Here is a 20,674-nt window from a genome sequence, read left to right as displayed (position 1 = left end):
TGTGGACGGATTCCGTCAACATTGGCGATTGACCCCGGTGCACCGCGCCCCCTATACTCTCGCCCGAGCCGTCAAGTTTCCTGTACTTGTCTGTGCTGGGGGAAGAGAGCATGGGTCTGCGACTGAAATTCAATCTTGTCCTGCTGGTCGTCTTCGCCGGCGGGATGGGTGTCTCGGCGATCGTCTCGCATCGTCTCCTGAATGAAAACGCCAAAGAGGAAACGCTGCGCAACGCCGGACTGATGATGGAAGCGGCACTCGCCGTGCGCACCTACACGGTAAAGCAGGTCAAGCCGCTGCTCGATCCGCACCTGGCCGACACCTTTCTGCCCCAGACAGTGCCCGCCTACGCAGCCACCGAAACCTTCAACAACCTGCATGTCAAGTATCCGAACTTCACCTACAAGGAAGCGACGCTCAACCCGACCAATCCGCGCGACCGCGCCGTCGAATGGGAGAGCGATCTCGTCCAGCGTTTCCGCAACGATGAGAGACTCACCGAGTTGACCGGCGAACGCGACACGCCGTCCGGACGAACGCTCTACATTGCCCGGCCGATCACGATCAAGGATGCCGCCTGTCTGGCCTGCCATAGTGTGCCAGCCGCGGCTCCCGCTTCGCTGCTGCGCATCTACGGCGACAACAACGGTTTCGGCTGGCAGTTCATGGAGACCGTCGGCGCGCAGGTCGTTTCGGTGCCGATGTCGGTGCCTCTGAACAATGCGCAACGCACTTTCAATACGTTCATGTTGTCGCTCGGCGGCATCTTCCTGCTGACTTTCGTCGTACTCAATTTCATGCTTTCGCGAATCATCATTCGGCCGGTCGCCCACATGTCTGCCCTTGCCGACCGCGTGTCGACCGGCGACTTCGATGTCCCCGAGTTTCCGGCGCGCGAGCGCGACGAAATCGGCGTCCTCGGCAATTCATTCAATCGTATGCGGCGCAGTCTGCAAAAGGCGATGGCGATGATCGATGGCTGAGCAGCAAACAATGAGCGCCCCGGCCCGCATCGGCAAGTACGAAATCCGCGGCCAGCTCGGCATGGGCGCCATGGGTGCCGTCTATCAGGGATTCGATCCGGTGATCGAACGCCTGGTGGCGATCAAGACGATCCTCGCCGAATATCTGGAACATGTCGAGTACGCGTCGGCGCTGGCGCGCTTCAAGCGCGAGGCGCAGGCCGGCGGACGCCTGCAGCATCCCGGAATCGTCGGTATCTACGAATACGGCGAGGATGAGCGGATGGCGTTCATCGTCATGGAATACGTGGCGGGCAAGGAACTGCGCCGGCTGATGCGCGAACGTCCGGGCTTGCCGCTGATCGACGTTTTCGAGGTGATGAAGCAATTGCTTGCCGCGCTCGATTATGCCCACCGCAATGGCGTCGTCCACCGCGACATCAAGCCGAGCAATGTGATGGTGCAGGACGCGATGAAGATCAAGGTGATGGACTTCGGCGTTGCGCGCATCGAGAATGCCTCGCTGACGCAAACCGGGACCGTGCTCGGCACACCAACGCATATTGCGCCCGAGCAACTCGCTGGCCAGACGGCAGACGGACGCGCCGACCTCTGGGGAGCCGGCGTGATTCTCTACGAATTGCTCACCGGCGAAACGCCTTTTGCGGCCGACACGCCGGTCAGCGTGATGTACAAGGTCATGCATGTCGATCCGGTACCGCCCTCGACCATCGTCCCGACGCTGCCCGCGGCGTTTGATGCGGTGCTGGCGCGCGCACTCGAGAAGGACCCCGCCAAGCGCTTCCAGAATGCGCGCGACTTCGCCAATAGCCTGGTCAGCGCTTTTCTCGCCGCCCGTTCTGCTCCGACGCGCGACGGCAGTAGCAGCACAACACAGCAGGACGCACCGGGAGGTCCGGCGAGTGCGCCACCCGTACGGCGAGCGACGCCGCCACCCACACCACCCGCCAGCGCAGCGCTGACGCTTGCACCGGAAACGCTTGAGCAGGTGGAAGTTCTGCTCAGTCGCTGCATTGGCCCGCTCGCCCGGCATCTGGTGCGGACCAGCCTGGCTCAGGCGCGCAGCGTACGCGAGTTCTTTTCGCTGCTGGCGGCGAACGTTCCAGCCGGCGGCGAGCGAGCCGCCTTCGTACGCCAGCTTGCCCAGATCGAAAAGTTGGCCGCCACGCGCCCAGCCGCGCCGCCGGCGACAACGCCGCCGGCGACTGCACCAGCGCTTTTCGATGCTTCGCAGCTCGCGCTGGCCGAGAAACGGCTGGCCGAGTACGTCGGGCCGCTCGCCCGGGTGCTGATCAAGCGCGCGGCGAACGATTCCGGCGACATCAACGAGCTCTATCGCAATCTTGCCAAGCATATCGATTCCGAACGCGAACGTGCCGCCTTCCTGAAAGGGCTGGCTTAGGCCCACACTGGCGCGCTGGCTTGCGAGCACACCGAACGATGATCGATATTTCAGTCCTGCCGGTGACCGACGCCGATGTCGAAGCGATCATCGATCTTGCTCGCGTCGTCTGGTACGACACCTATCCGGCAATCATCAGCCGCGCGCAGATCGAGTTCATGCTTGCCCAGCGCTACACTGCGGCGAGGATTCGTGGCGAGTTGCAGCAGGCTGGCATCTGGTGGGATCAGGCGCATGTCGGCACGCAATTGGCCGGCTTTGCCTGCAGCCTGCTGACCGCGAACCATGAGCTCAAGCTGGACAAGATCTATGTCGACCCGCAGCATCAAGGTGCCGGCGTTGGCGCCCGCCTGATCGCGCAAGTCGCGGAGCACGCCCGCGCCGCAGCGTGCACGACGCTGATTCTCGCGGTCAACAAACACAACGAGCGCGCCATTGCGGCCTACCGCCGGCACGGCTTCGTCGTGCGTGAAGCGGTTTGCGTCGACATCGGCGGCGGTTTCGTGATGGACGACTTTATAATGGCGAAGTCGCTAGATACGAGTTGCTGATCGTCGCGCCCGATGAAAATGACGTTTGTCAAGATGCACGGCCTGGGAAACGATTTTGTCGTCATCGACGGCGTGCGCCAATCGATTTGCCTGTCTGGTGAACAGCTTCGCTTTCTCGCCAACCGCAATTTCGGCGTCGGCTGCGACCAAATCCTGCTCGTCGAGAAGGCAACGCGGCCCGATGTCGATTTCCGTTACCGCATCTTCAACGCGGACAACCGCGAGGTTGAACAGTGCGGCAACGGCGCGCGCTGCTTCGTTCGCTTCGTGCACGAGCAGGGACTGACCGACAAGCGCGAGATTCGGGTCGAAACGCTAGGCGGAGTCATCGTTCCCCGCCTGGAAGACGACGGTAGTGTGACGGTCGATATGGGCGTGCCGGCGCTGCCGCCAGAGCAGATTCCGTTTCCCGGCGCGGGTGCTGAGCTGGTTCAGATGCTGCCGCTGAGCGACGGTGAATCGGTCGCCGTCACCCCGGTCAGCATGGGCAACCCGCACGCTGTGCAGGTGGTGAACGAGGTCGATGCCGCCCCGGTCGCCCGCCAGGGGCGACTGATCGAGACGCACGCGCGCTTCCCGCAGGGCGTCAACGCGGGCTTCATGCAAGTCGTCGATGCGCACCGCATCCGCTTGCGCGTTTTCGAGCGCGGGGTTGGCGAAACGCTCGCCTGCGGCACCGGCGCCTGCGCCGCGGTCGTCGCCGGCATCGCGCGTGCCCTGCTCGTTTCGCCGGTGCAGGTGGAGACGCGCGGCGGCAGCCTGAACATTACCTGGCCGGGCCGCGGCACGCCGGTCGAGCTGCGCGGCCCGGCGATCAGTGTATTCAAGGGAGAAATCGAGTTATGAAAGCCGACGACGTCGTCCACTATCTGCAGAACAACCCGCAGTTCTTCGAAGAGCACGCGGAAGTGCTGACCAGCATGGTCGTGCCGCATCCGCACGGCGGACGGACGATCTCGATCACCGAACGGCAGATGCTGGCGCTGCGCGACAAGAACCGGCAGCTCGAAGGCAAGATGGGCGAACTGTTCCAGCACGGCGAGGAGAACGATGCGATCAGCGAGAAGATGCATCGCCTGGCGGTCGGCTTGATCGCCACCAGGAGCTTCCAGTCGGTTCTGCACACGCTGCATTTCCATCTGCGCGACGATTTCGCCGTCCCGCACGTGGCCGTTCGCCTTTGGCGCCGGCCGACCGAGTGCGAGGAACTGCCCGAATTCGCCGATGTGAGCAGCGAATTGCAGGCTTTTGCCGAAGCGCTGGTGCAGCCGTATTGCGGGTCGACCGGCGGGTTCGAGACTTCGTCGTGGTTTGGCGAAGCGGCCACGCACGTGCGTTCGCAGGCACTCATCGCCATGCGCCAGGGTGGCGGAACGACCGGCATGATCGCGCTTGGCAGCGAGGATGGCGAGCGCTTCTACCCGACGATGGGAACGATCTACCTGCAGCGCATCGGCGAAATGGCCTCGGCGGCTCTGCTGCGCGTCCTGCGTTGAAGCGATGAGCGCGGACGAGCACGCGACGGTAATCCGCCGCTACCTCGACGAACTCGCACAGCAACGCCGCCTGTCGTCGCACACGGTGAGTGGCTACCAGCATGATCTGGCAGCACTTGCCCGATTGCTCGGCGAACTGCCCGGCGCGCCGGCCTTGGCAGCGCTGCAGCCGCAACACGTGCGCCGCTTTGTCGGCAAGTTGCACGCGAACGGCCTTGGCGGTCGTTCGCTGGCGCGTACGCTCTCGGCCTGGCGTGGCTTCTATCGCTGGCTCGGCCGACAGGGCGACGTGCCGAGCAACCCGGTGGACGGCATACGTGCGCCGAAGCGGCCGCAGGCCTTGCCGAAAGCACTTTCGCCCGACGAGACGCATTGTCTCCTCGAAACGAGCGCTGATGACCTGCTCGAAGTCCGCGACCAGGCGATGTTCGAGCTCTTCTATTCGTCCGGGCTGCGCCTGGCCGAACTCGCCGCACTCGACGTTTCGTGCCTGCCGGACATTGCCGACGGGGAGGTGCGCGTGCTCGGCAAACGCAGCAAGCAGCGCATCGTTCCGGTGGGCAGCAAGGCGCGCGCGGCGATCACCGCCTGGGTTGAGCAGCGCTCTCGCCTGGCGCAGGCGGGAGAGCAGGCGCTGTTCGTCGGACGCCGTGGGCAGCGCCTGGGCCTGCGCATGATTCAGCTTCGCCTGCAGCGCCGGGGTTTGCGCCAGGGCCTGCCGACGCGCGTGCACCCGCACATGTTGCGCCATTCGTTTGCCTCGCACGTACTGCAATCGTCCGGCGACTTGCGCGCCGTGCAGGAAATGCTCGGGCACGCCAGCATCGCCTCGACGCAGGTCTATACGCATCTCGATTTCCAGCATCTGGCGACGGTTTACGATCAGGCGCACCCGCGCGCCCGGCGCAAGCCGGAGCCGGCATCCTGAGCGGCCACTCGATGGCCGCGCGCCATGCACGCGTCTGGCCGCGACGGCCGCTCGCTTCGCCCGCCAGTATGGGATAATCCCTCGTTTATTCAACCAGCAGCAGCGCCACCCGCGGTGCTGCAACTGATGATGCTGAAGCTGATCACCTTCTCCTCGCTTTTTCCCAGCGCGGTTCGCCCCAATGCTGGCCTGTTCGTCCGCGAGCGAATGGGTCGGGTGGCGCAACGCATTCCGCTGGTCGTCGTCGCACCCCAGGCCTGGTTTCCTTTCCAGGGAATCATTCGCTGGTTCAGACCCCACTTCCGCCCGATGGCAGTGCGCTATGAGCAGATGGGCGCGCTCGAGATTTTTCGCCCTTACTACCTTTCCGTTCCCGGCATTCTCAAGGATTTCGATGGACTGTCGATGGCGCTGTGCAGTTACCGTACCGTGCGCCGCCTGCAGCGCCAGACCGGTGCCAGCGTGCTCGACGTGCACTTCGGCTACCCCGACGGTTATGCCGGAAGCCTGCTCGCGCGCTGGCTCGGCCTGAAATTCGTCGTCACCTTCCGCGGCAACGAGGATCGCACCTCGCGTACTTCCCGGCGCAAGCATCTGATGCGTTGCGCCAGTTCGGCCGACCTGCTGATCGGGGTCTCGGAGCAGTTGCGCGCGCTGGGCGAGTCACTTGGCGCGCCGAGCGAGCGTACCTGCGTGGTCGGAAACGGCGTCGACCTGAGCAAGTTTCGCCCGATCCCGCGCGGCGAAGCGCGCGCCGCACTCGGTTTGCCGGCCGATGTGCCACTGCTGATCACCGTCGGCGGTCTCGTCGAGCGCAAGGGTTTCCATCGCGTGATCGAAGTCTTGCCCAAGCTGATCGCCCGGCATCCCGGCTTGCGCTACCTGGTCGTCGGCGGCGGTTCGCCCGAGGGCGACAATTCGGCTGAACTGCGCGCGCAGGTCGAACGTCTGGCGCTGCAGGATAGCGTCGTGTTCTGCGGCCCGGTCGCCCCCGAGAGATTGCACGTTTACTACTCGGCAGCCAACGTCTTTGCCCTGGCCACCCGTTTCGAGGGCTGGGCCAATGTCTTTCTGGAAGCGATGGCCTGCGGCCTGCCCGTCGTGACGACTCTGGTCGGCGGCAATGCGCAGGTCGTCTGCGACGCGCGGCTTGGCCTGCTCGTCCCCTTTGGCGAGCCGGCCGAGCTCGAAGCGGCCCTCGATCAGGCCTTGCAGCGCGCATGGGACGCTGCCTATTTGCGCACCTACGCCGAGAACAACGCCTGGGATTCGCGGATCGAGCTGCTCGTCCGCCATTTCCATGCGGTCAGCGCCGGAAACCCTTCTCTTACTTCACCGCATGCTTAGGGCACCATCATGAAAATCACAGTCATCGGCACCGGTTACGTTGGCCTGGTCAGCGGAGCCTGCCTGGCCGAAGTCGGCAACAATGTCCTTTGCCTGGACCTCGACGAGCACAAGATCCGCATTCTGGAAGAAGGCGGCATTCCCATCCACGAGCCGGGCCTGCTCGAGATCGTACGCCGCAACGTGGCCGCCGGTCGCCTGCAATTCACCACCGATGTCGAGCGCGCAGCGAAGTGGGGGCAGTTTCAGTTCATCGCGGTTGGGACGCCACCCGATGAGGACGGTTCGGCCGACCTGCAGTATGTCGTCGCCGCTGCACGCAGTATTGGGCGCCACATGGACGCCTATTGCGTTGTCGTCGATAAGAGCACCGTCCCGGTGGGCACCGCCGACCGCGTACGCGCGGCGATCGCCGAGCAACTCGCCGCACGTGGCCTTGACCTGCCCTTCGCGGTCGTCTCGAACCCGGAGTTCCTCAAGGAAGGTGCGGCCGTCGAAGACTTCATGCGACCCGACCGGATCATCGTCGGCGCCGACGATGAACGCGCGATCGATCTGATACGCACGCTCTACGCGCCTTTCCAGCGTAGTCGTGAGCGCCTGTTGATCATGGACGTCCGCTCGGCCGAACTGACCAAGTACGCCGCCAACGCGATGCTCGCAACCCGCATCAGTTTCATGAACGAACTGGCCAATCTGGCCGAGTTGCTGGGGGCCGACATCGAGCAGGTTCGCCAGGGGATCGGTTCAGACCCGCGCATCGGCTGGCATTTTCTCTACCCTGGTTGCGGTTACGGCGGTTCCTGCTTCCCGAAAGACGTTCAGGCCTTGCAGCGAACAGCGCGCGATGCGGGAATGGAACTACAGGTGCTCGCCGCAGTAGAAGACGCCAACGACCATCAGAAGCGCGTCCTGGCGAAGAAGATCGTCGCGCGTTTTGGTGAGGATCTGAGCGGCCGGCACTTTGCCCTCTGGGGGCTGGCCTTCAAGCCAAATACCGACGACATGCGCGAAGCGCCATCGCGCGTCCTGCTGCAGGAACTGTTTCAGCGCGGCGCAACGGTTTGCGCCTACGACCCGGTCGCCATCAACGAAGCGCAACGCATCTTCGCCAACGAGTCGCGGCTGAGCTACGCGACGAGCCCGATGGCGGCTTTGGTGGGGGCCGACGCTCTGGCCATCGTGACCGAGTGGAAGGAGTTTCGCAGCCCGGATTTCGCCACGCTGCGCACCGCACTGAAGCAACCGGTGGTCTTCGACGGCCGCAACCTCTATGAGCCGAAGATGATTCTGGCCGCCGCCATCGAATACCACGCGATCGGCCGCCAGGGCGCCCGCTGAGCGCCAAGCCGGCCGGCCGGCCGGCCGGCACAGCGACAGCATTCACCGTTGCGGATCGCCGAACAAGGCGTACGGCGCCCAATGGTAGGGATGGCTCCAGCGGCCAGCGCCGATGCGGCCGTCGATCAGCGCAAGCTGCGCCTGACGCAAGCTTTCGGCACGCGCCGTGCCGCCTTTCGCCGCCTCGAAGGTCGCCGTGCTGAGCGCCGCAGAAGACTCGCTATCGACCGCCCAATGCGTCGCCAGCACCGAACGCGCACCGGCGAAAAAGAAGCCGCGGACCAGCCCCGACATCGCCGCACCGCCCCGCTCGCCAGCCGCCGTGTTGCACGCCGAAAGCAGCACCCACTGCGCATTCAGGCGCAGGTTCAGCACGTCGTCGAGTTCGAGCAGTGGCGATTCGCCGTCGTCGGCAGTCGCCGCCATGGCGAGCGCCGGTTTGCCGATTCCCGGTGCGTCGCCGGGCATCAGGCCGTGCGTGGCAAAGCCGACGACCCGCCGGTCACTCAGGTCGGCGTCCAGGACCGCTCTTCGCGTCGCGCGCGCACCGAAAAACAGATCGTTGTCGGGGTCGGCCCCGACCGCCGCAGCGACCGCCAGCATTTCGCCGCGGGTCTCCGGCAGCGGTGGCATCTCGCCATAGCGGAAGCCCCACTCGGCGTCGTAGCGTCCGCCAACGGCCCGGCCAGCGCGCGCCGGCGCCGCGCGCCGCGACGCGCCCGCCGCCGACCGGTTGGCCGGCGGAGGTGCTGCGCTCGCCGCCAGCTTATCGCCCGCAGCGGTGAACACGGGATCGGCAAAGCCAATCATCGCGCGTGCGGCAGGCGCCGGCTGCACCCGGCGCAGCGCATGCAGGGCGGAAGCCGAGGGCACCTGCGTCACCGCCAGCCGCCGGATCAGCCAGGCGGGAGCGCCGCCGTCCGGCGCCGCGTCGGTGACCAGCGCCGCCAGCGGCAGGCTGGCCAACGGCCCCTGCGTGGCGACGATCAGCGACCGCAGGCCGCTCAGCCTGTCGCTGAAGCGGCCGAAGATTTCGCGGTAGAGCGCGTGCAGCAGCGCTGGCTGGAGCGCCGGCTCGCGCCCGACCGGCTGGTCGGACAAGTCAAGCATGCGGCGCAGCTCTGCGACGCGTTGGGCAAGATCGCGCCGGCTCAGGCGACTGGCGGCAAAGCGGCTGCCACCATCGGCGGTGAGCAGCCAGGCGAGCGTCGCGCTGTCGGTCGAATGGACCACGAGCAGCGCCTCGCCCTGGCCGAGCAGGCGCTGCAGTTCCTCGGCGCGCGGCGTCGCCGGCGTGATCAGATCGGCGTAGCCGGGAAATTGCTTGGCCATCGCTGCCCGCTGCGCGTTCAGGGTGTTGCGCGCGGTCAGCGCTTCCGCCTGTTGCGCCTTGACCTGCTCGCGGGCGTGGCGCAGGCGTTCGCCGTGCGCCTTCCGCTCGCTCTCGGGCAGCGCCTTGAACGCCTCGGTCTGCGCCTCGCGGCGCAACTGGTCTTCCCGCCCGAGCGCGCCCGCCACCTGGCTGAAGAGCGCGGCCACCGCCCGCCGCTGCGTCTGTTCCTGCTCGACGAGCGTGCGCAGCGCCGGCGTACTCGCCAGAACGCGCGCCGTACTGTCGGCCAACGCCCGCTGCGTCACGCTCAGGCTGCTGCGCTCGGCGATCTGCAGCGCGCGTTCACTGAGCTGCGGGTCTACGCTCTCGCCGCGCAGGGCGCGTTCGCCCACGTAGCGCAGGAATTCGTCGAAGGCGATGCCAAAAACGTAGCCGCGTACGCCGCGCAGGTCGAGATCGAGCCAGCCACCCGGATTGTCGAGCGTCGCGGCAAAGAGGTCCTCGTAATCGCCGAGCGCTGATCGGAGATCTCCACGCAGCAAGCGGACGACGCCACGCACCCCGGCCGCTTCCTGCGTCTGCGGATGGCGGCTGCCGTACAGGCGGAGGCGGAAGCGGTGCGAACGCTCGGCTTGTTCGAGCGCTTCGTCCAGACGACCGTTCTTGGCACCCAACAGCGCCAGCAGACGCCAGTCGGACGCCCGCGTGCGAGCCAGCAGGTCGGCCGGCATGGCGGCGAGGAAGCTGCGGTACGACTCGTCGGCCTCCTGCCAGCGACGCAGGCCGATCAGTGCGCGCACAAGCTCCTGCCGGGCCAGCCAGCGCGTGTGGCTGGCGCTGCTCGCACCGGCCTTGTGCAGCATCTCGTCGGACAAACGAGCCGCCGCCAGCGCCGCTTCATACTGCTGCGTGGCGTTCAGGCTGGTCGCCAGGCGGTAGTTCCAGCGAGCGCCGTAGCCATCACCAATTTCGCCGGCGCGCCACAGCGCCAGATTTGCTTGCGCCAAATCAATCGCCTCCTGTACCCGCGCCTGGCGAACCAGCGCGTAGGTCAGCAGGCCAAGCGACGAGTCCAGCCAACCGTAGGCGCTGAGCGTCGCGGCGTCACGCCCATCCTTGCTCTGCGCACGCGCGTTGCGTACTTCGCGGCGGGCCAAGGTCACCGCTTGGCGCAGCGTCGCCACCGAGGCGGCAGCATCGCCCTGCCAGCGTTCGATTTCGGAGCGCGCATGCAGGCGCAGAACGCCGATTTGTGGCGAGCGCTCTGGGTGCTGCCGAATCGCCTTTTCCGCCAGACTGTCGGCGCGCGACCAGAAACGCATCAGCAAGCTGCGGTCATTACCCTGCGCCGCGAAGTAGGTCTGCCGCAAAGCGACCAGCGCACGCGTCGGCAGCGAAAGCCGATCGTCCTCGAGCAGCGGTTCGCAGGCGGCAAGCGCCCTGCCCTGGCTGCCCCAGGTGAACTCAGCGCTGAGATAGGTCGGGATCCACGTCTCGCCGTCGGCCCGCCCGCGGCCCGCTTCGACCAACTGGCGCGCGAGATCGACCTGCCGATCGCGTTCGTCGAGCCGCTGCGCGGCGCGGTACTGACGCTGGAGCGTGGCGAAGCGCGCCGCGGGCTCTTCGGGCAAGGGCTGGGCAAGCAGCCGCACGGCCTCGTCATGGCTCAGTTTGCTCGCCCCGCTGTCGAAGTCACCCTCCTCGGTCGGCGCTTCGTCTTCCATTTCGCTTTGCGCCAGCGCTGAAAACGCTGGCAGCCACAGGCAGCCTGCTGCAACGCAACAGGCCAGGAAGCGTTGCTTCCAGACGGCCGTCCGCGTCCCGAGCGAATTCACACCGTGGGATGAAGATGAAGCTCTTGCCATACCGATGCTCTCCTCGCCAAGCTCGCCGGCAAAGCGGCGTGAATGCCGATGTTAGCGAATCGCGCAACGCACTGATAGTCTGCCCAAACGCTTCGCCGCCTGGGCCAGGCTCGGGGCCAGTACCGGATCGTCGGCACGCCCGGGCCGCCGCACTGCCGGCTCGCCCCCTTCTTGCTTACTCAGATGGCTCGGCCTCGGCGTTCACTCGCGCGAGCGGTGCGCCCTGCCCGCCCGCGACGATTGCTCGACGCGCGCTCAGTATTCGACCGGCAGTGGGTCGAGGCTGCGCCACAGATACCAGGTCGCCACCGAACGCCAGGGACGCCAGCGTTCGCCAAAACCGGCCAGTCGCCGCCGATCGGGGCGTTCGCCGGCGCAATAGTGCAAGGCCACCGCCTTCTGCAGGCCAATATCGTCGAGGGGCAGAACGTCCGGGCGCAACTGGTTGAAGATCAGAAACATCTGCGCCGTCCACAAACCTATGCCGCGAACCGCGCCGAGTTCAGCAATGATCTGAGCATCGCTCATTGCGGCCCAATGATCAACATGGATACAGCCCGTGGCAAAGTGTCGCGCCAGATCGCTGACGTACTCGACCTTGCGCACGGACAGGCCGCAAGCACGCAAGGTCGCTGCATCGCTGGCCAATACGGCGTCTGGCGTGATCGCTGGCAACGCGGCCAGAACGCGCGCCCAGACACTGTCGGCGGCCTTGACCGAAATTTGCTGGCCAACGATCGAGCGAACCAGGGTGACGAAAGGATCGCCACGCGAGATCAGGGCCAGACCGGCATAGCGCCCGATCAGCTCGGCCAGAGTGTCGTCGGCCGCCGTCAGTTCGCGCGTCGCCTGCGGCCAATAGGCAGGCGTCATGCCGGGGCCCGCGCGACGAGTGCCGGCCAGTGGTCGGTACGAGGATGCGCTGCGGGATGCGCTGGGGGATGCGCTGAGGCATTGCCCATCGCTCCTGCCTATTCCTGAATGGCCATCAACTCCTTGTCGGCGTAGCGCAAGCGCGACGCGAGAATCTTGGCAATCGACTCTACCAGATGGAAGGCAAGCCGCTTGTGGTCTTCCCGCAGTTGATCGAACACCTCGCGCCGCATGACGAAGAGTTCGGTGTCTTCGGTCGCTGTCGCGTCGTTCATCCGGCTGACCCCGGAAATGAACGAGACGCCGCCGAAAAAGTCGCCACGTCCGTAGGTCAGCGTGTGGTACGAGGTCTTGGCACCCGACTCCGGCCACGTGATGCGCACGACACCCTTGCGAATCAGGTACAACTGGTCGCCTGGATCGCCCAGGGCAAAAACCTTCTCGTCCTTGGCCACCGATCGCCGTTCGAGCAACTCGGCCAGTGTGATCAGCGTATCCTCCTTGCAGTCCTTGAAGATCTCGAGCTCGTAGATTTCGAGCGGCGGCAACTCGGCAGCCTTTACCGGGCTCTCGCCGAGAATCTGGTCCTCGATCCACTCGACCGCCTCATCCAGCGTCTGGAAGACCTTGACACGCTCGGTCGTCGTCGTCAGTTCCATCCGGTCGAAGAACTCCGCGATGTTGCGCCCATTCGGCAAGGTATGTGACAAGCCACTGAAAATCAGATAGGCGCCGCGCTCGCTTAGCGAATCCCGGATCTGACTGAGCAAATGCACGGCGGTCACGTCGACCGATTGAACACGCCGCATGTCGAGCACGATGTAGTTACGTTTACGCAGTTCGGGCTCGAGTGCCAGATAGAGCTGGTCCTTTGTCCCGAAGAAGAAGCTGCCCTGCAACTCGAGGATCACTGCCTCGTTTCCTCGTTTGGCGAGCAGATCCATGTCCTGCGCCAGGCGTACGCGCTTCGAGAAACGGTTCGACCCGTCGATCTTGTTGCGGATGATCGTGCTGCCGAGTTGCTCGCGGATGAAGAGGAACATCGCCAGTGCAATGCCGACGCCGGAGGCCGCGATCAGGCTGTAGCCGACGGCTACCGCGACGACGACGACGATGACGATGAAGTCCATGATCGTCCACGGCGACTCGAGCAGTTGCAGGCTATGACGGTCGATCATCCGGAAGCCGACGACGATCAGAATTCCGGCCAGAGCGCCAACCGGAATCCATGTAATGAACGCACCAAGAAGGAGGAAAGCGATCAGCGACAGGACGCCTTCAACCACACCCGAAACGCGCGTCTGCCCACCACTGGCCAGATTGACCAGCGTGGCGCCCATCTGTCCGGCTCCAGGCATGCCGCCGGCACAGGCGGAAGCAATGTTGCCGACGCCCTGCGCGACCAGTTCGCGGTTCGAATCATGGCGCGAGCGGGTTAGCGCGTCGAGCACGACGGCGGTCTTCAGCGTATCGATCGACAGCAACACGGCCAAGGTGAACGCGGTTCCGAGCAAGCTGCCGATCTGGCTCAGCTTCAGTTCGCCAATCTCGCGCCAGCGACCGGTAATCGCGTCGAGCAAACTCGACGCAGAACCGCCGAGCGTGCCGATGATCAGTTTGTTGCCCTCGACGACGAACATCGACTCGTCCACCCAGAAGGCCAAGCCAAAGTAGGTCAGCACGCCCGCCAACAGGCCAAGAATCGCTGCCGGCACAGCGCGCGTCACCATCGGCGCGAGGATCATGACGCCAGCGGTCACTGCTCCGATGACGGGGCTCTGCCAATGCCACAACTCGGGAGAGATGAGCGTTTTCCACAGCGAGTAGCCACCGAAAACGCCGAGAAATTTCGGGATCTGGCTGCCGATGATGATCAGCCCCACCCCGGTCAGGTAGCCACTGACCACCGGAAACGGGATGTACTTGATCAGGCTGCCGATGCCCATGAATCCCAGCGACAACTGCACGATCCCGGCAACCAGGCCGAGCGCAGTCAGCATGAGAACGATGAAGGGTGCCTCGACTTCCTGCTGCACCAAACCGATGGCAAACGCCGAGAGAACGGCGGCAGCGGGTGCACACGGCGCCGTGATCAGGCGGTTGGTTCCACCGAGCGCCGGCGCTACCAGACCAAGTGCCGTCGCCCCGAGAATGCCGGCCAAAGCGCCAAGGCCCGCATAGCCCGGCCCGATCGACCCGTAGATCGTCACCCCGAAAGCGATGGCCGACGGCAGGGCGACGAGCATGGCTGCCAGCCCACCCCAGAAGTCGCCGGCCAATTTGTCATTCTTGAGCTTCAGTGTCAGTTCCACGCTTCCCTCCCCACTGGATATTGCGACGACATGCGATCCTCGCAGCAGCCCGGACGAGCTGAGCGAGTCCCAACGCCACTCGATCTTTTCTGTTCAACCGAGCGTGTTACAGCAACCGCCGGTCGTTTGCCGCGGTTGCAGTGTCTTCGGCTGGCATGACAAGTACCCGCCCATGCGAGCACCGCCACTGCCATCCGGCAATTGGGTGAGGCGCAAGCCGCCACGCTCGGCCTGCGATGATACCCTGCCCAGTGGGCAGGGCCTTATCCCACAGACCGCAGCGCCCGGCGCCGGTTCCCGGCGCCTCAGCCGCTCAGCACGTTAGCTTCGTTCAGGTCGCGGAAGAAGCGATAGCAGTTGCGCCCGTCGTTCTTCGCATAATACATCGCAATATCGGCGCTTTTCAGCAATTGGCTGACGTCTTCACCGTGCTGCGGGTAGGCAGCGATGCCGATACTGGTCGAAATGTCGATTGCATGGGGCCCGATGGTGAACGGTTGGCTCAGCGCCAGCAGTACTTTCCTGGCGACCAAAGCCGCATCCGCAGCCTTGTCGATCTGCGCCAGGAGAATGACAAACTCATCACCGCCGAGACGTGAAACGGTATCCGACTCGCGCGGAACGCAGGTCCGCAGGCGCAGTGCGACTTCCTTCAGCAGGAGATCGCCGACATCGTGACCGAGAATGTCGTTGACCGGCTTGAACTTGTCGAGGTCGAGAAACATCACGGCCAGCGTGCCGCGGTCGCGCCGCGCCTGCGCCAGGGCCTGTGCCAGGCGGTCGCTGAGCAGCACGCGATTGGGCAGATCAGTCAATTGATCGTGATGCGCAAGGTGTTGGACGCGCTCCTCATTCGCCTTGCGCTCGGAAATGTCCTGCTTGATCGCGACGAAATGGCGGATCGCTCCCTTGGCGTCGGTAACCGGAGAAATGGTCAATGCCTCGTCGTACAGACTACCGTCCTTGCGCCGGTTTACGAGTTCGCCGCTCCATACTTCGCCAGCCAGTATCGTCTGCCACATGTTCTGGTAGAAACGGGCCTCCTGCTTGCCCGAATTGAGGATCTCGTTCGGCTTGCGGCCAACCGCCTCGGCCAGCGACAAACCGGTCATCCGGGTGAACGCCGGATTCGCCCATTCGATCGTCGAGTCCAGGTTGGTTATCAGGACACCATTGGCGGCTGAATTCAAGGCCGCCTCGAACAGGCGCAGGCGCGATTCGAGCTTCTGGCGGACCAGCGCATGCCTGATCGCCCGCCCGAGCGCATCGTGCTCAAACTGACCTTTGACCAGATAGTCCTGCGCACCAGCCTGCAGCGCAGCTTCGGCAAGCTGATGATCATCCTGACCGGTGAGGACGACGATCGGCACTCCCGGGACTTCAGCGCGCAGCGCCTGCACGGTAGCCAGCCCGGATGAATCGGGCAGCGACAGGTCGAGAAGGACGACGTCCGGCGGACTCGTCGCGGCAACCGCAATACCTTCACGCAGCGTCCGCGCGCAGATCAACGCGTTCTCGCGGCTCAGCGTCTGCACGCCAGCGCGCCGAATGTTCAACTGAATCAGCCGAAGATCGCCCGGATCGTCTTCGATGACGAGAATCGCGATCTGCTGCTGCGCCGATCTGTTCATCCGGCGTTCTCCTGGGCATCCACGTGCGCCGTCTGCGCCGTCTGACCGCAGTTGAACGCCGTTACCCGAGGTGCCCGCGTCGGTGGCGCGCTATGCTTGTTCACAGTCCCAGAAAAAGTTGTCATCCTGCCTCATCGCCCCCGCCTCGGAGTCTCCTGGCCTGTCAGTCGTTGTGCGGCAAACGCACGAGCGTGAACCAGTATTCACCCAGGATACGTACCATACTGATCAACTCCTGGAAGTCGGCTGGTTTGATCAGGTAGCCGGCGGCACCGAGTTCGTAGGCTGAGCGCACGTCGGTCTCGAGCAGCGACGAACTGAAGACGACCACCGGAATGGCCCGCAAGTCGCCGTCCTGCTTGATCAGCGCAAGAAAATCCAGGCCACTCAAGCGAGGCATTTTGAGATCCAGCACGATCAGGTCGGGGCGTGGTGCGCGCTGCCGCTGCTGACCGGCGCGACGCAGATAGTCGAGCGCTTCGTAGCCATCCCAGACGTGATCGATGTCGGCGGAAAAGCCACTCTGGCGCATCGCCAACTGCAAGAGACGGGCGTCACCCGCCTCGTCCTCAACCATCAGCATGCGGTTGCTACGTTGGGAATCGACCATGGCCTCTTCTTCACTCATCTGCCGTGCGTGGGCAATCTTGCAAGTGTAAGCCAGTATTGACTCAGCCGGCCAAAACCGGCGATCAGTTCGCTCACACTGGACGACTTGGCGACGTAACCTGCTGCTCCCAGGTGGTAGGCGCTGCGCACGTCACGCTCGGCGTCCGAAGTGCTGAGCACAACAACCGGTATCCCCCGCAGGCCAGCGTCGCGCTTGACTGCCGCCAGGAACTCGAAACCATCCATGCGTGGCATGTTCAGATCGAGCAGGATCAGGTCGGGCCGCTGGGCGGCAACGAACGACGGACCCTCTCGGCGAAGATAGGCAAGCGCCTCGCGACCGTCAAGCACATGCGCCAAATCGGCCTGAACGCTGTTCTCGCGTAGGGCAAGGCGAACCAGATGCGCGTCGGCTGCTTCGTCCTCGACGAGCAGAATCAGCGCCGGTCGCTCGCTGGCGGTCGAGTCTATGGCCATCGAGCCCCCCGAAGCAAAGCCTCAGGCTGACTGCTCGCCGGTAATTCGAGAACCACGCAGCAGCCACCGCTCACCGCTTCTTCGAGCCAGGCGCGACCAGCGGCGCTCTCGGCAATACGGCGCAAGATCGCCAAGCCGACACCGGTGCCCTCACCGCCGGACGACAAGCGCTCGAAGACACGAAACACCCGCTCGCGATACTCTTCCTCGATGCCGGGTCCGTTGTCGCTGATCAAGTAACGCACGCGCTGTCCCTGCGCAAGTCCGGTGATCTCGATGACCAGGGGCTGCTCGCCGCGCGCATGGCGCAGGGCATTATCCAGGGCAATCTCGAACATGTGCGCCAGCCGGCGGGCATCGATGAACACGGGTGGGAGCTGGCCGACAACGACCCTTGCACCAGCCGCGGCAATCTGCCCGGAGAAGCGGACAAGCACCGAACGCACCGTCTCGGCACCATCACATGGCTCGCTCTTGCCCAGCGGTTGATCTGCTGCCAAGAAAAGTTCGAGGTCGCCGAGCAGCTTGCGCAAGCGCTCGGCCTGCGCGCAAATGAAGTCGAGCGACATCGCCACCTCACGGTCGTCGATCCGGCCGGCGAGCTGCTCACGCAATCGCCCGCTGTAGCTGACGACACGGCGCGCCGGCTCCTGCAGATGGTGCGCGGTTACCTCGGCGAAACGCTGCAGATCGGCAGCGCGTTGCGCCAAGCGCTGTTCGAGCGCCTCTTCGTGCGCGCGGCGCGCGGCCATTGATCGTCGCTGCCAACCCGCCTGCCAAGCGAGCAGCAGGCTGAACGCGAGGCCGGCAAGAATCTTCCCGAGCAGCCCATAGGGATGATTCCAGCCGGCTTGCGGGGCAAGCTCCAGAGTCCACCCCAGACTCGCCAGGTGCAGCGGTTGCTGCACCGGTTCAGGCGGAGGGTCAGCCGACGAGGCGACGATGATGCGCTGCTCGTCACCCTTGTTCGTTCCACGCAACAACCGGTAGACGTAGCCGCGCTCGCCCAAGTCGCTCAGGCGAGCCTGCGTCAGCACCTCGGGCAACGAGAAGAGCACGATGGCAAAACCCCAAAAGACCTCGCGTCCCTGCCCGTTGTCGAGAAAGACCGGCAGGCGTCCGGCCGCCGCCAGGCCGCCGTGAAGCAGATGGAACGGTCCAAGCACAACGACCTGACCACTCGCACGCGCCTGGCGCATCTGCTCGCCACGCACCGGGTCGCGCAGCAGGTCGTAGCCGATCGACTCTTCGACACCGCGTAGCGGAAAGACCTGACGGACGACGCCGTCCGGGGCCAGTTGCAGGCCGATCGCCCCGGGATACGCGCCGAGCATGTGCCTGGCGGCGGCCTCGAAATCGTCGATCGATCCGTTGCCATGCCGGAGCATCGCGGCCAGCGCGTGGGTTGCGCCAAGAACCCGTTCGATCCCGAGCTCGATGGCGTGTACCTGGGCGGCCGCCAGATCGGCCGCCCGGCTCCGCTCCTCAGACAGGCGCGCGCGCTCCTGATGCCAGATGACGCCAGCGACCAGCATGGCGACGATGAAGAAGACGATCGCCTGGATGCGTACCGGCCAACGGTATGCCGCGCGCTGGAGATCGTCGGCCACTGCACCGACAAGTGCCAGCCCGCACTGCTTGGCCGATGTTCTCACGGCTCGCCTTCCGGCAGGGGCAAGGCCACGCAGAACGTGCTCCCCAGGCCATCGCCGGCTGACTCGGCCCAAATTCGGCCACCGTGATGCTCGGCGATCTTGCGGCATAGCGCCAGGCCCACGCCGGTACCCTCAAAGGTCGAGCGACTCTGCAATCGCTGAAAGACATGGAACAGGCGATCCTTCTGTCCCTGGTGAATACCAACGCCGTTGTCGGTGACTTGCAGGTGCCAGTGACCACTTGACACGCTGCTGCTGATGCCGATTTCCGGAGCCCGTCCGGCGAGGCGGAACTTGGCGGCGTTGCCAATCAGATTCTGCAGCAGGCGCAGCATCTCGTCCGGGCGGACAAAAACGCGCGGCCAGATACCCTGCACCGAGATCTGCGCGCCGCTTTCGGCGAGCGCCGGCTGCAGGAAGAGCAGAGCTTCATCGAGAATCGCCCGACTGTCCACCCAGGCCGGAGGTTCGCCCAGTCGGCCGACGCGCGAGTAGTCGAGCAGCGCAACGAGCATCTGATCCAGGCGTCGCGCGCCATCGATCGCAAAACTGAAGAACTCGCGCTGCTCACCCTCCAGCTTGTCGCCCAGATGGGCATCGAGTAGCTGCAGGTAACTCGAGATCATGCGCAGCGGTTGGCGCAGATCGTGCGATATGGCGTAACTGAAGCGCTCGAGTTCGGCATTCGAGCGTTTCAGCTCCTGCTCGGCCTGTTTGCGCTCGGTAATATCCTGCGTCGTTCCCAGGCAAACCCCTGGCCTGCTGTCCGCACCGCAACTGAAGTCCGCTATCTGGCGCACGTGCCGAACGCTCGCGCCGACGACGATCCGGTGTTCGTGTTCGAAGGTCTGGCCGCGCTCGATCGCCAAGCGCCACGCTTCCTCCAGGGGAGCTCTGTCTTCCGGAACCACCTGCGCCAGATACGCCCGATAGTTGCCGCGTGCTCCCTCGCGGACGCCGAAGATGCGGCAGGTTTCAGCCGACAGGTGCATTTCGTCGGTCATCAGGTCGTAGGTCCAACTGCCGACATGCGCGACCGACTGAGCGCGGATCAGATTTGCCTCGCTTTCGCCAAGCGCACGCATCGCCCTGTCCAGTTCCTCGACCTTGTGCTGCAGATCGCGCTGCAAGGCCTCGTGCTCGCAGATCAGGCGGTAGGTACGAATCGCCGAGCAAACCGAAACATAAACCCGGTCGGCATTCAGCTCGGACTTCAGCCGGTAGCCGTTGATTTCGTAATCGCTGACCACCTCGCGCTGCGGGGCATAGCCCGGTTGTCCGGTGATCAGGACGATCTGCACGCTGCGGTTGGCGAGCACATCGCGTACGTGCCGGACGAGATCCAGCCCGGCCCGATCGGATTCCATCACCACATCGAGCAGAATCAGCGCCACATCGCGGTGCGCAAGCAGGAGCGCTTTTGCTTCGCCAGCCGAGCGCGCATCCAGCAAGTGCAGCGGGCGACCGTCCACCAGCACATCGCGCAATGCGAGATGCAGCACCGCGTGCACATCGGCTTCATCGTCGACCAGCAACACCTTCCACGCCTCGCCCATTGCGCTAGGCGCCGTCCCGCTTTCATCAATCCAGATGTCGCTGCCGGAACTGTCTTCAACAGCCGGGTCGTCCATCTCGAGGCGGTCGAGGTCTGCTGTCACGGGTTGTCCTTTGTACCTGTCGGAAGATTCGCCCGGGCATCGGCTGGGCGCAAGGAGCATCTGGGCGACGCCTTTGCGGCGATCTGCCACGACGCAGGGAAAAGCGCCTGCTGCACGCTCGTTGGAGGCGCGATCCGACCCTTCGCAGTCGGGCAGAAAGCGTCTCCCGATACCTCTTACGGCCGTTTTCCGGCTTTCTTTAGGCGCTCTGAG

General features: G+C 64.7%; 16 protein-coding genes. 8 read left to right on the top strand and 8 right to left on the bottom strand.

Annotated features, from left to right (window positions below; all coding sequences use genetic code 11):
• The first annotated feature begins 110 nt into the window (after window positions 1-110).
• The 8 genes from Q1L59_RS02940 (at window position 111) to Q1L59_RS02905 (ending at window position 8,048) form a co-directional block, all read left to right on the top strand.
• Window positions 111-983: a DUF3365 domain-containing protein gene (locus Q1L59_RS02940; RefSeq protein WP_300327829.1), complete on the top strand. Its 873-nt coding sequence runs from the start codon at window positions 111-113 to the stop codon at window positions 981-983.
• A gap of 10 nt (window positions 984-993) precedes the next feature.
• The gene (locus tag Q1L59_RS02935; protein WP_300327827.1) at window positions 994-2,385 is read left to right on the top strand and encodes a serine/threonine-protein kinase; all 1,392 of its coding nucleotides are present in this window, start codon (window positions 994-996) and stop codon (window positions 2,383-2,385) included.
• 38 nt (window positions 2,386-2,423) lie between these two features.
• Complete coding sequence (locus Q1L59_RS02930) at window positions 2,424-2,936, top strand: GNAT family N-acetyltransferase (RefSeq protein WP_300327825.1); 513 nt, start codon at window positions 2,424-2,426, stop codon at window positions 2,934-2,936.
• 12 nt (window positions 2,937-2,948) lie between these two features.
• Window positions 2,949-3,782 carry a diaminopimelate epimerase gene (dapF, locus tag Q1L59_RS02925; RefSeq protein ID WP_300327823.1) on the top strand — a complete coding sequence of 278 codons (834 nt, stop codon included), beginning with the start codon at window positions 2,949-2,951 and terminating at the stop codon, window positions 3,780-3,782.
• Window positions 3,779-4,432, top strand: a complete 654-nt coding sequence (locus tag Q1L59_RS02920; RefSeq protein ID WP_300327821.1) for a DUF484 family protein — start codon at window positions 3,779-3,781, stop codon at window positions 4,430-4,432. Before dapF ends, Q1L59_RS02920 begins: the two co-directional genes overlap by 4 nt.
• 4 nt (window positions 4,433-4,436) lie before the next feature.
• The gene (gene xerC, locus Q1L59_RS02915; RefSeq protein ID WP_300327819.1) at window positions 4,437-5,360 is read left to right on the top strand and encodes a tyrosine recombinase XerC; all 924 of its coding nucleotides are present in this window, start codon (window positions 4,437-4,439) and stop codon (window positions 5,358-5,360) included.
• A gap of 126 nt (window positions 5,361-5,486) precedes the next feature.
• Window positions 5,487-6,707, top strand: a complete 1,221-nt coding sequence (locus tag Q1L59_RS02910) for a glycosyltransferase (protein ID WP_300327817.1) — start codon at window positions 5,487-5,489, stop codon at window positions 6,705-6,707.
• A 9-nt stretch (window positions 6,708-6,716) separates the two neighbouring features.
• Window positions 6,717-8,048, top strand: coding sequence for a UDP-glucose/GDP-mannose dehydrogenase family protein (locus Q1L59_RS02905; protein WP_300327815.1), 1,332 nt, complete (start codon window positions 6,717-6,719; stop codon window positions 8,046-8,048).
• A 42-nt stretch (window positions 8,049-8,090) separates the two neighbouring features.
• On the opposite strand, the gene Q1L59_RS02900 is transcribed toward Q1L59_RS02905, so the two are convergent.
• The 8 genes from Q1L59_RS02900 to Q1L59_RS02865 form a co-directional block, all read right to left on the bottom strand.
• The gene (locus tag Q1L59_RS02900) at window positions 8,091-11,105 is read right to left on the bottom strand and encodes a CHAT domain-containing protein (RefSeq protein WP_300327813.1); all 3,015 of its coding nucleotides are present in this window, start codon (window positions 11,103-11,105) and stop codon (window positions 8,091-8,093) included.
• A gap of 396 nt (window positions 11,106-11,501) precedes the next feature.
• Complete coding sequence (locus tag Q1L59_RS02895; RefSeq protein WP_300327811.1) at window positions 11,502-12,119, bottom strand: DNA-3-methyladenine glycosylase; 618 nt, start codon at window positions 12,117-12,119, stop codon at window positions 11,502-11,504.
• Between the two features lie 98 nt (window positions 12,120-12,217).
• Window positions 12,218-14,431 carry a SulP family inorganic anion transporter gene (locus tag Q1L59_RS02890; RefSeq protein ID WP_300327809.1) on the bottom strand — a complete coding sequence of 738 codons (2,214 nt, stop codon included), beginning with the start codon at window positions 14,429-14,431 and terminating at the stop codon, window positions 12,218-12,220.
• A gap of 305 nt (window positions 14,432-14,736) precedes the next feature.
• Window positions 14,737-16,062: a diguanylate cyclase gene (locus Q1L59_RS02885; protein ID WP_300327807.1), complete on the bottom strand. Its 1,326-nt coding sequence runs from the start codon at window positions 16,060-16,062 to the stop codon at window positions 14,737-14,739.
• A 163-nt stretch (window positions 16,063-16,225) separates the two neighbouring features.
• The gene (locus tag Q1L59_RS02880; RefSeq protein ID WP_300327805.1) at window positions 16,226-16,690 is read right to left on the bottom strand and encodes a response regulator; all 465 of its coding nucleotides are present in this window, start codon (window positions 16,688-16,690) and stop codon (window positions 16,226-16,228) included.
• Window positions 16,687-17,148 (bottom strand): response regulator, encoded by a 462-nt coding sequence (locus Q1L59_RS02875; protein WP_300327803.1) that lies wholly within the window; start codon window positions 17,146-17,148, stop codon window positions 16,687-16,689. The genes Q1L59_RS02880 and Q1L59_RS02875 overlap by 4 nt, the downstream gene beginning before the upstream one ends.
• Window positions 17,139-18,803: an ATP-binding protein gene (locus Q1L59_RS02870; RefSeq protein WP_300327801.1), complete on the bottom strand. Its 1,665-nt coding sequence runs from the start codon at window positions 18,801-18,803 to the stop codon at window positions 17,139-17,141. Before Q1L59_RS02870 ends, Q1L59_RS02875 begins: the two co-directional genes overlap by 10 nt.
• Window positions 18,800-20,461, bottom strand: a complete 1,662-nt coding sequence (locus Q1L59_RS02865) for an ATP-binding protein (RefSeq protein ID WP_300327799.1) — start codon at window positions 20,459-20,461, stop codon at window positions 18,800-18,802. Before Q1L59_RS02865 ends, Q1L59_RS02870 begins: the two co-directional genes overlap by 4 nt.
• Window positions 20,462-20,674: the final 213 nt, after the last annotated feature.

This window comes from Accumulibacter sp. (assembly GCF_029255125.1).
In the GTDB taxonomy this organism is placed as follows: Bacteria; Pseudomonadota; Gammaproteobacteria; order Burkholderiales; family Rhodocyclaceae; genus Accumulibacter.
Note: the sequence above shows the minus strand (reverse complement) of the source record. Positions and strands in the feature narration are given on the sequence as shown.

What these genes read in the sequence shown, in the direction of transcription:
- Q1L59_RS02940 (WP_300327829.1), top strand. Translation starts at nt 111, where the DNA reads ATGGGTCTGCGACTGAAATTCAATCTTGTCCTGCTGGTCGTCTTCGCC.
- Q1L59_RS02935 (WP_300327827.1), top strand. Translation starts at nt 994, where the DNA reads ATGAGCGCCCCGGCCCGCATCGGCAAGTACGAAATCCGCGGCCAGCTC.
- Q1L59_RS02930 (WP_300327825.1), top strand. Translation starts at nt 2,424, where the DNA reads ATGATCGATATTTCAGTCCTGCCGGTGACCGACGCCGATGTCGAAGCG.
- dapF (WP_300327823.1), top strand. Translation starts at nt 2,949, where the DNA reads ATGAAAATGACGTTTGTCAAGATGCACGGCCTGGGAAACGATTTTGTC.
- Q1L59_RS02920 (WP_300327821.1), top strand. Translation starts at nt 3,779, where the DNA reads ATGAAAGCCGACGACGTCGTCCACTATCTGCAGAACAACCCGCAGTTC.
- xerC (WP_300327819.1), top strand. Translation starts at nt 4,437, where the DNA reads ATGAGCGCGGACGAGCACGCGACGGTAATCCGCCGCTACCTCGACGAA.
- Q1L59_RS02910 (WP_300327817.1), top strand. Translation starts at nt 5,487, where the DNA reads ATGATGCTGAAGCTGATCACCTTCTCCTCGCTTTTTCCCAGCGCGGTT.
- Q1L59_RS02905 (WP_300327815.1), top strand. Translation starts at nt 6,717, where the DNA reads ATGAAAATCACAGTCATCGGCACCGGTTACGTTGGCCTGGTCAGCGGA.
- Q1L59_RS02900 (WP_300327813.1), bottom strand. Translation starts at nt 11,105, where the DNA reads ATGGAAGACGAAGCGCCGACCGAGGAGGGTGACTTCGACAGCGGGGCG.
- Q1L59_RS02895 (WP_300327811.1), bottom strand. Translation starts at nt 12,119, where the DNA reads ATGACGCCTGCCTATTGGCCGCAGGCGACGCGCGAACTGACGGCGGCC.
- Q1L59_RS02885 (WP_300327807.1), bottom strand. Translation starts at nt 16,062, where the DNA reads ATGAACAGATCGGCGCAGCAGCAGATCGCGATTCTCGTCATCGAAGAC.
- Q1L59_RS02880 (WP_300327805.1), bottom strand. Translation starts at nt 16,690, where the DNA reads ATGAGTGAAGAAGAGGCCATGGTCGATTCCCAACGTAGCAACCGCATG.
- Q1L59_RS02875 (WP_300327803.1), bottom strand. Translation starts at nt 17,148, where the DNA reads ATGGCCATAGACTCGACCGCCAGCGAGCGACCGGCGCTGATTCTGCTC.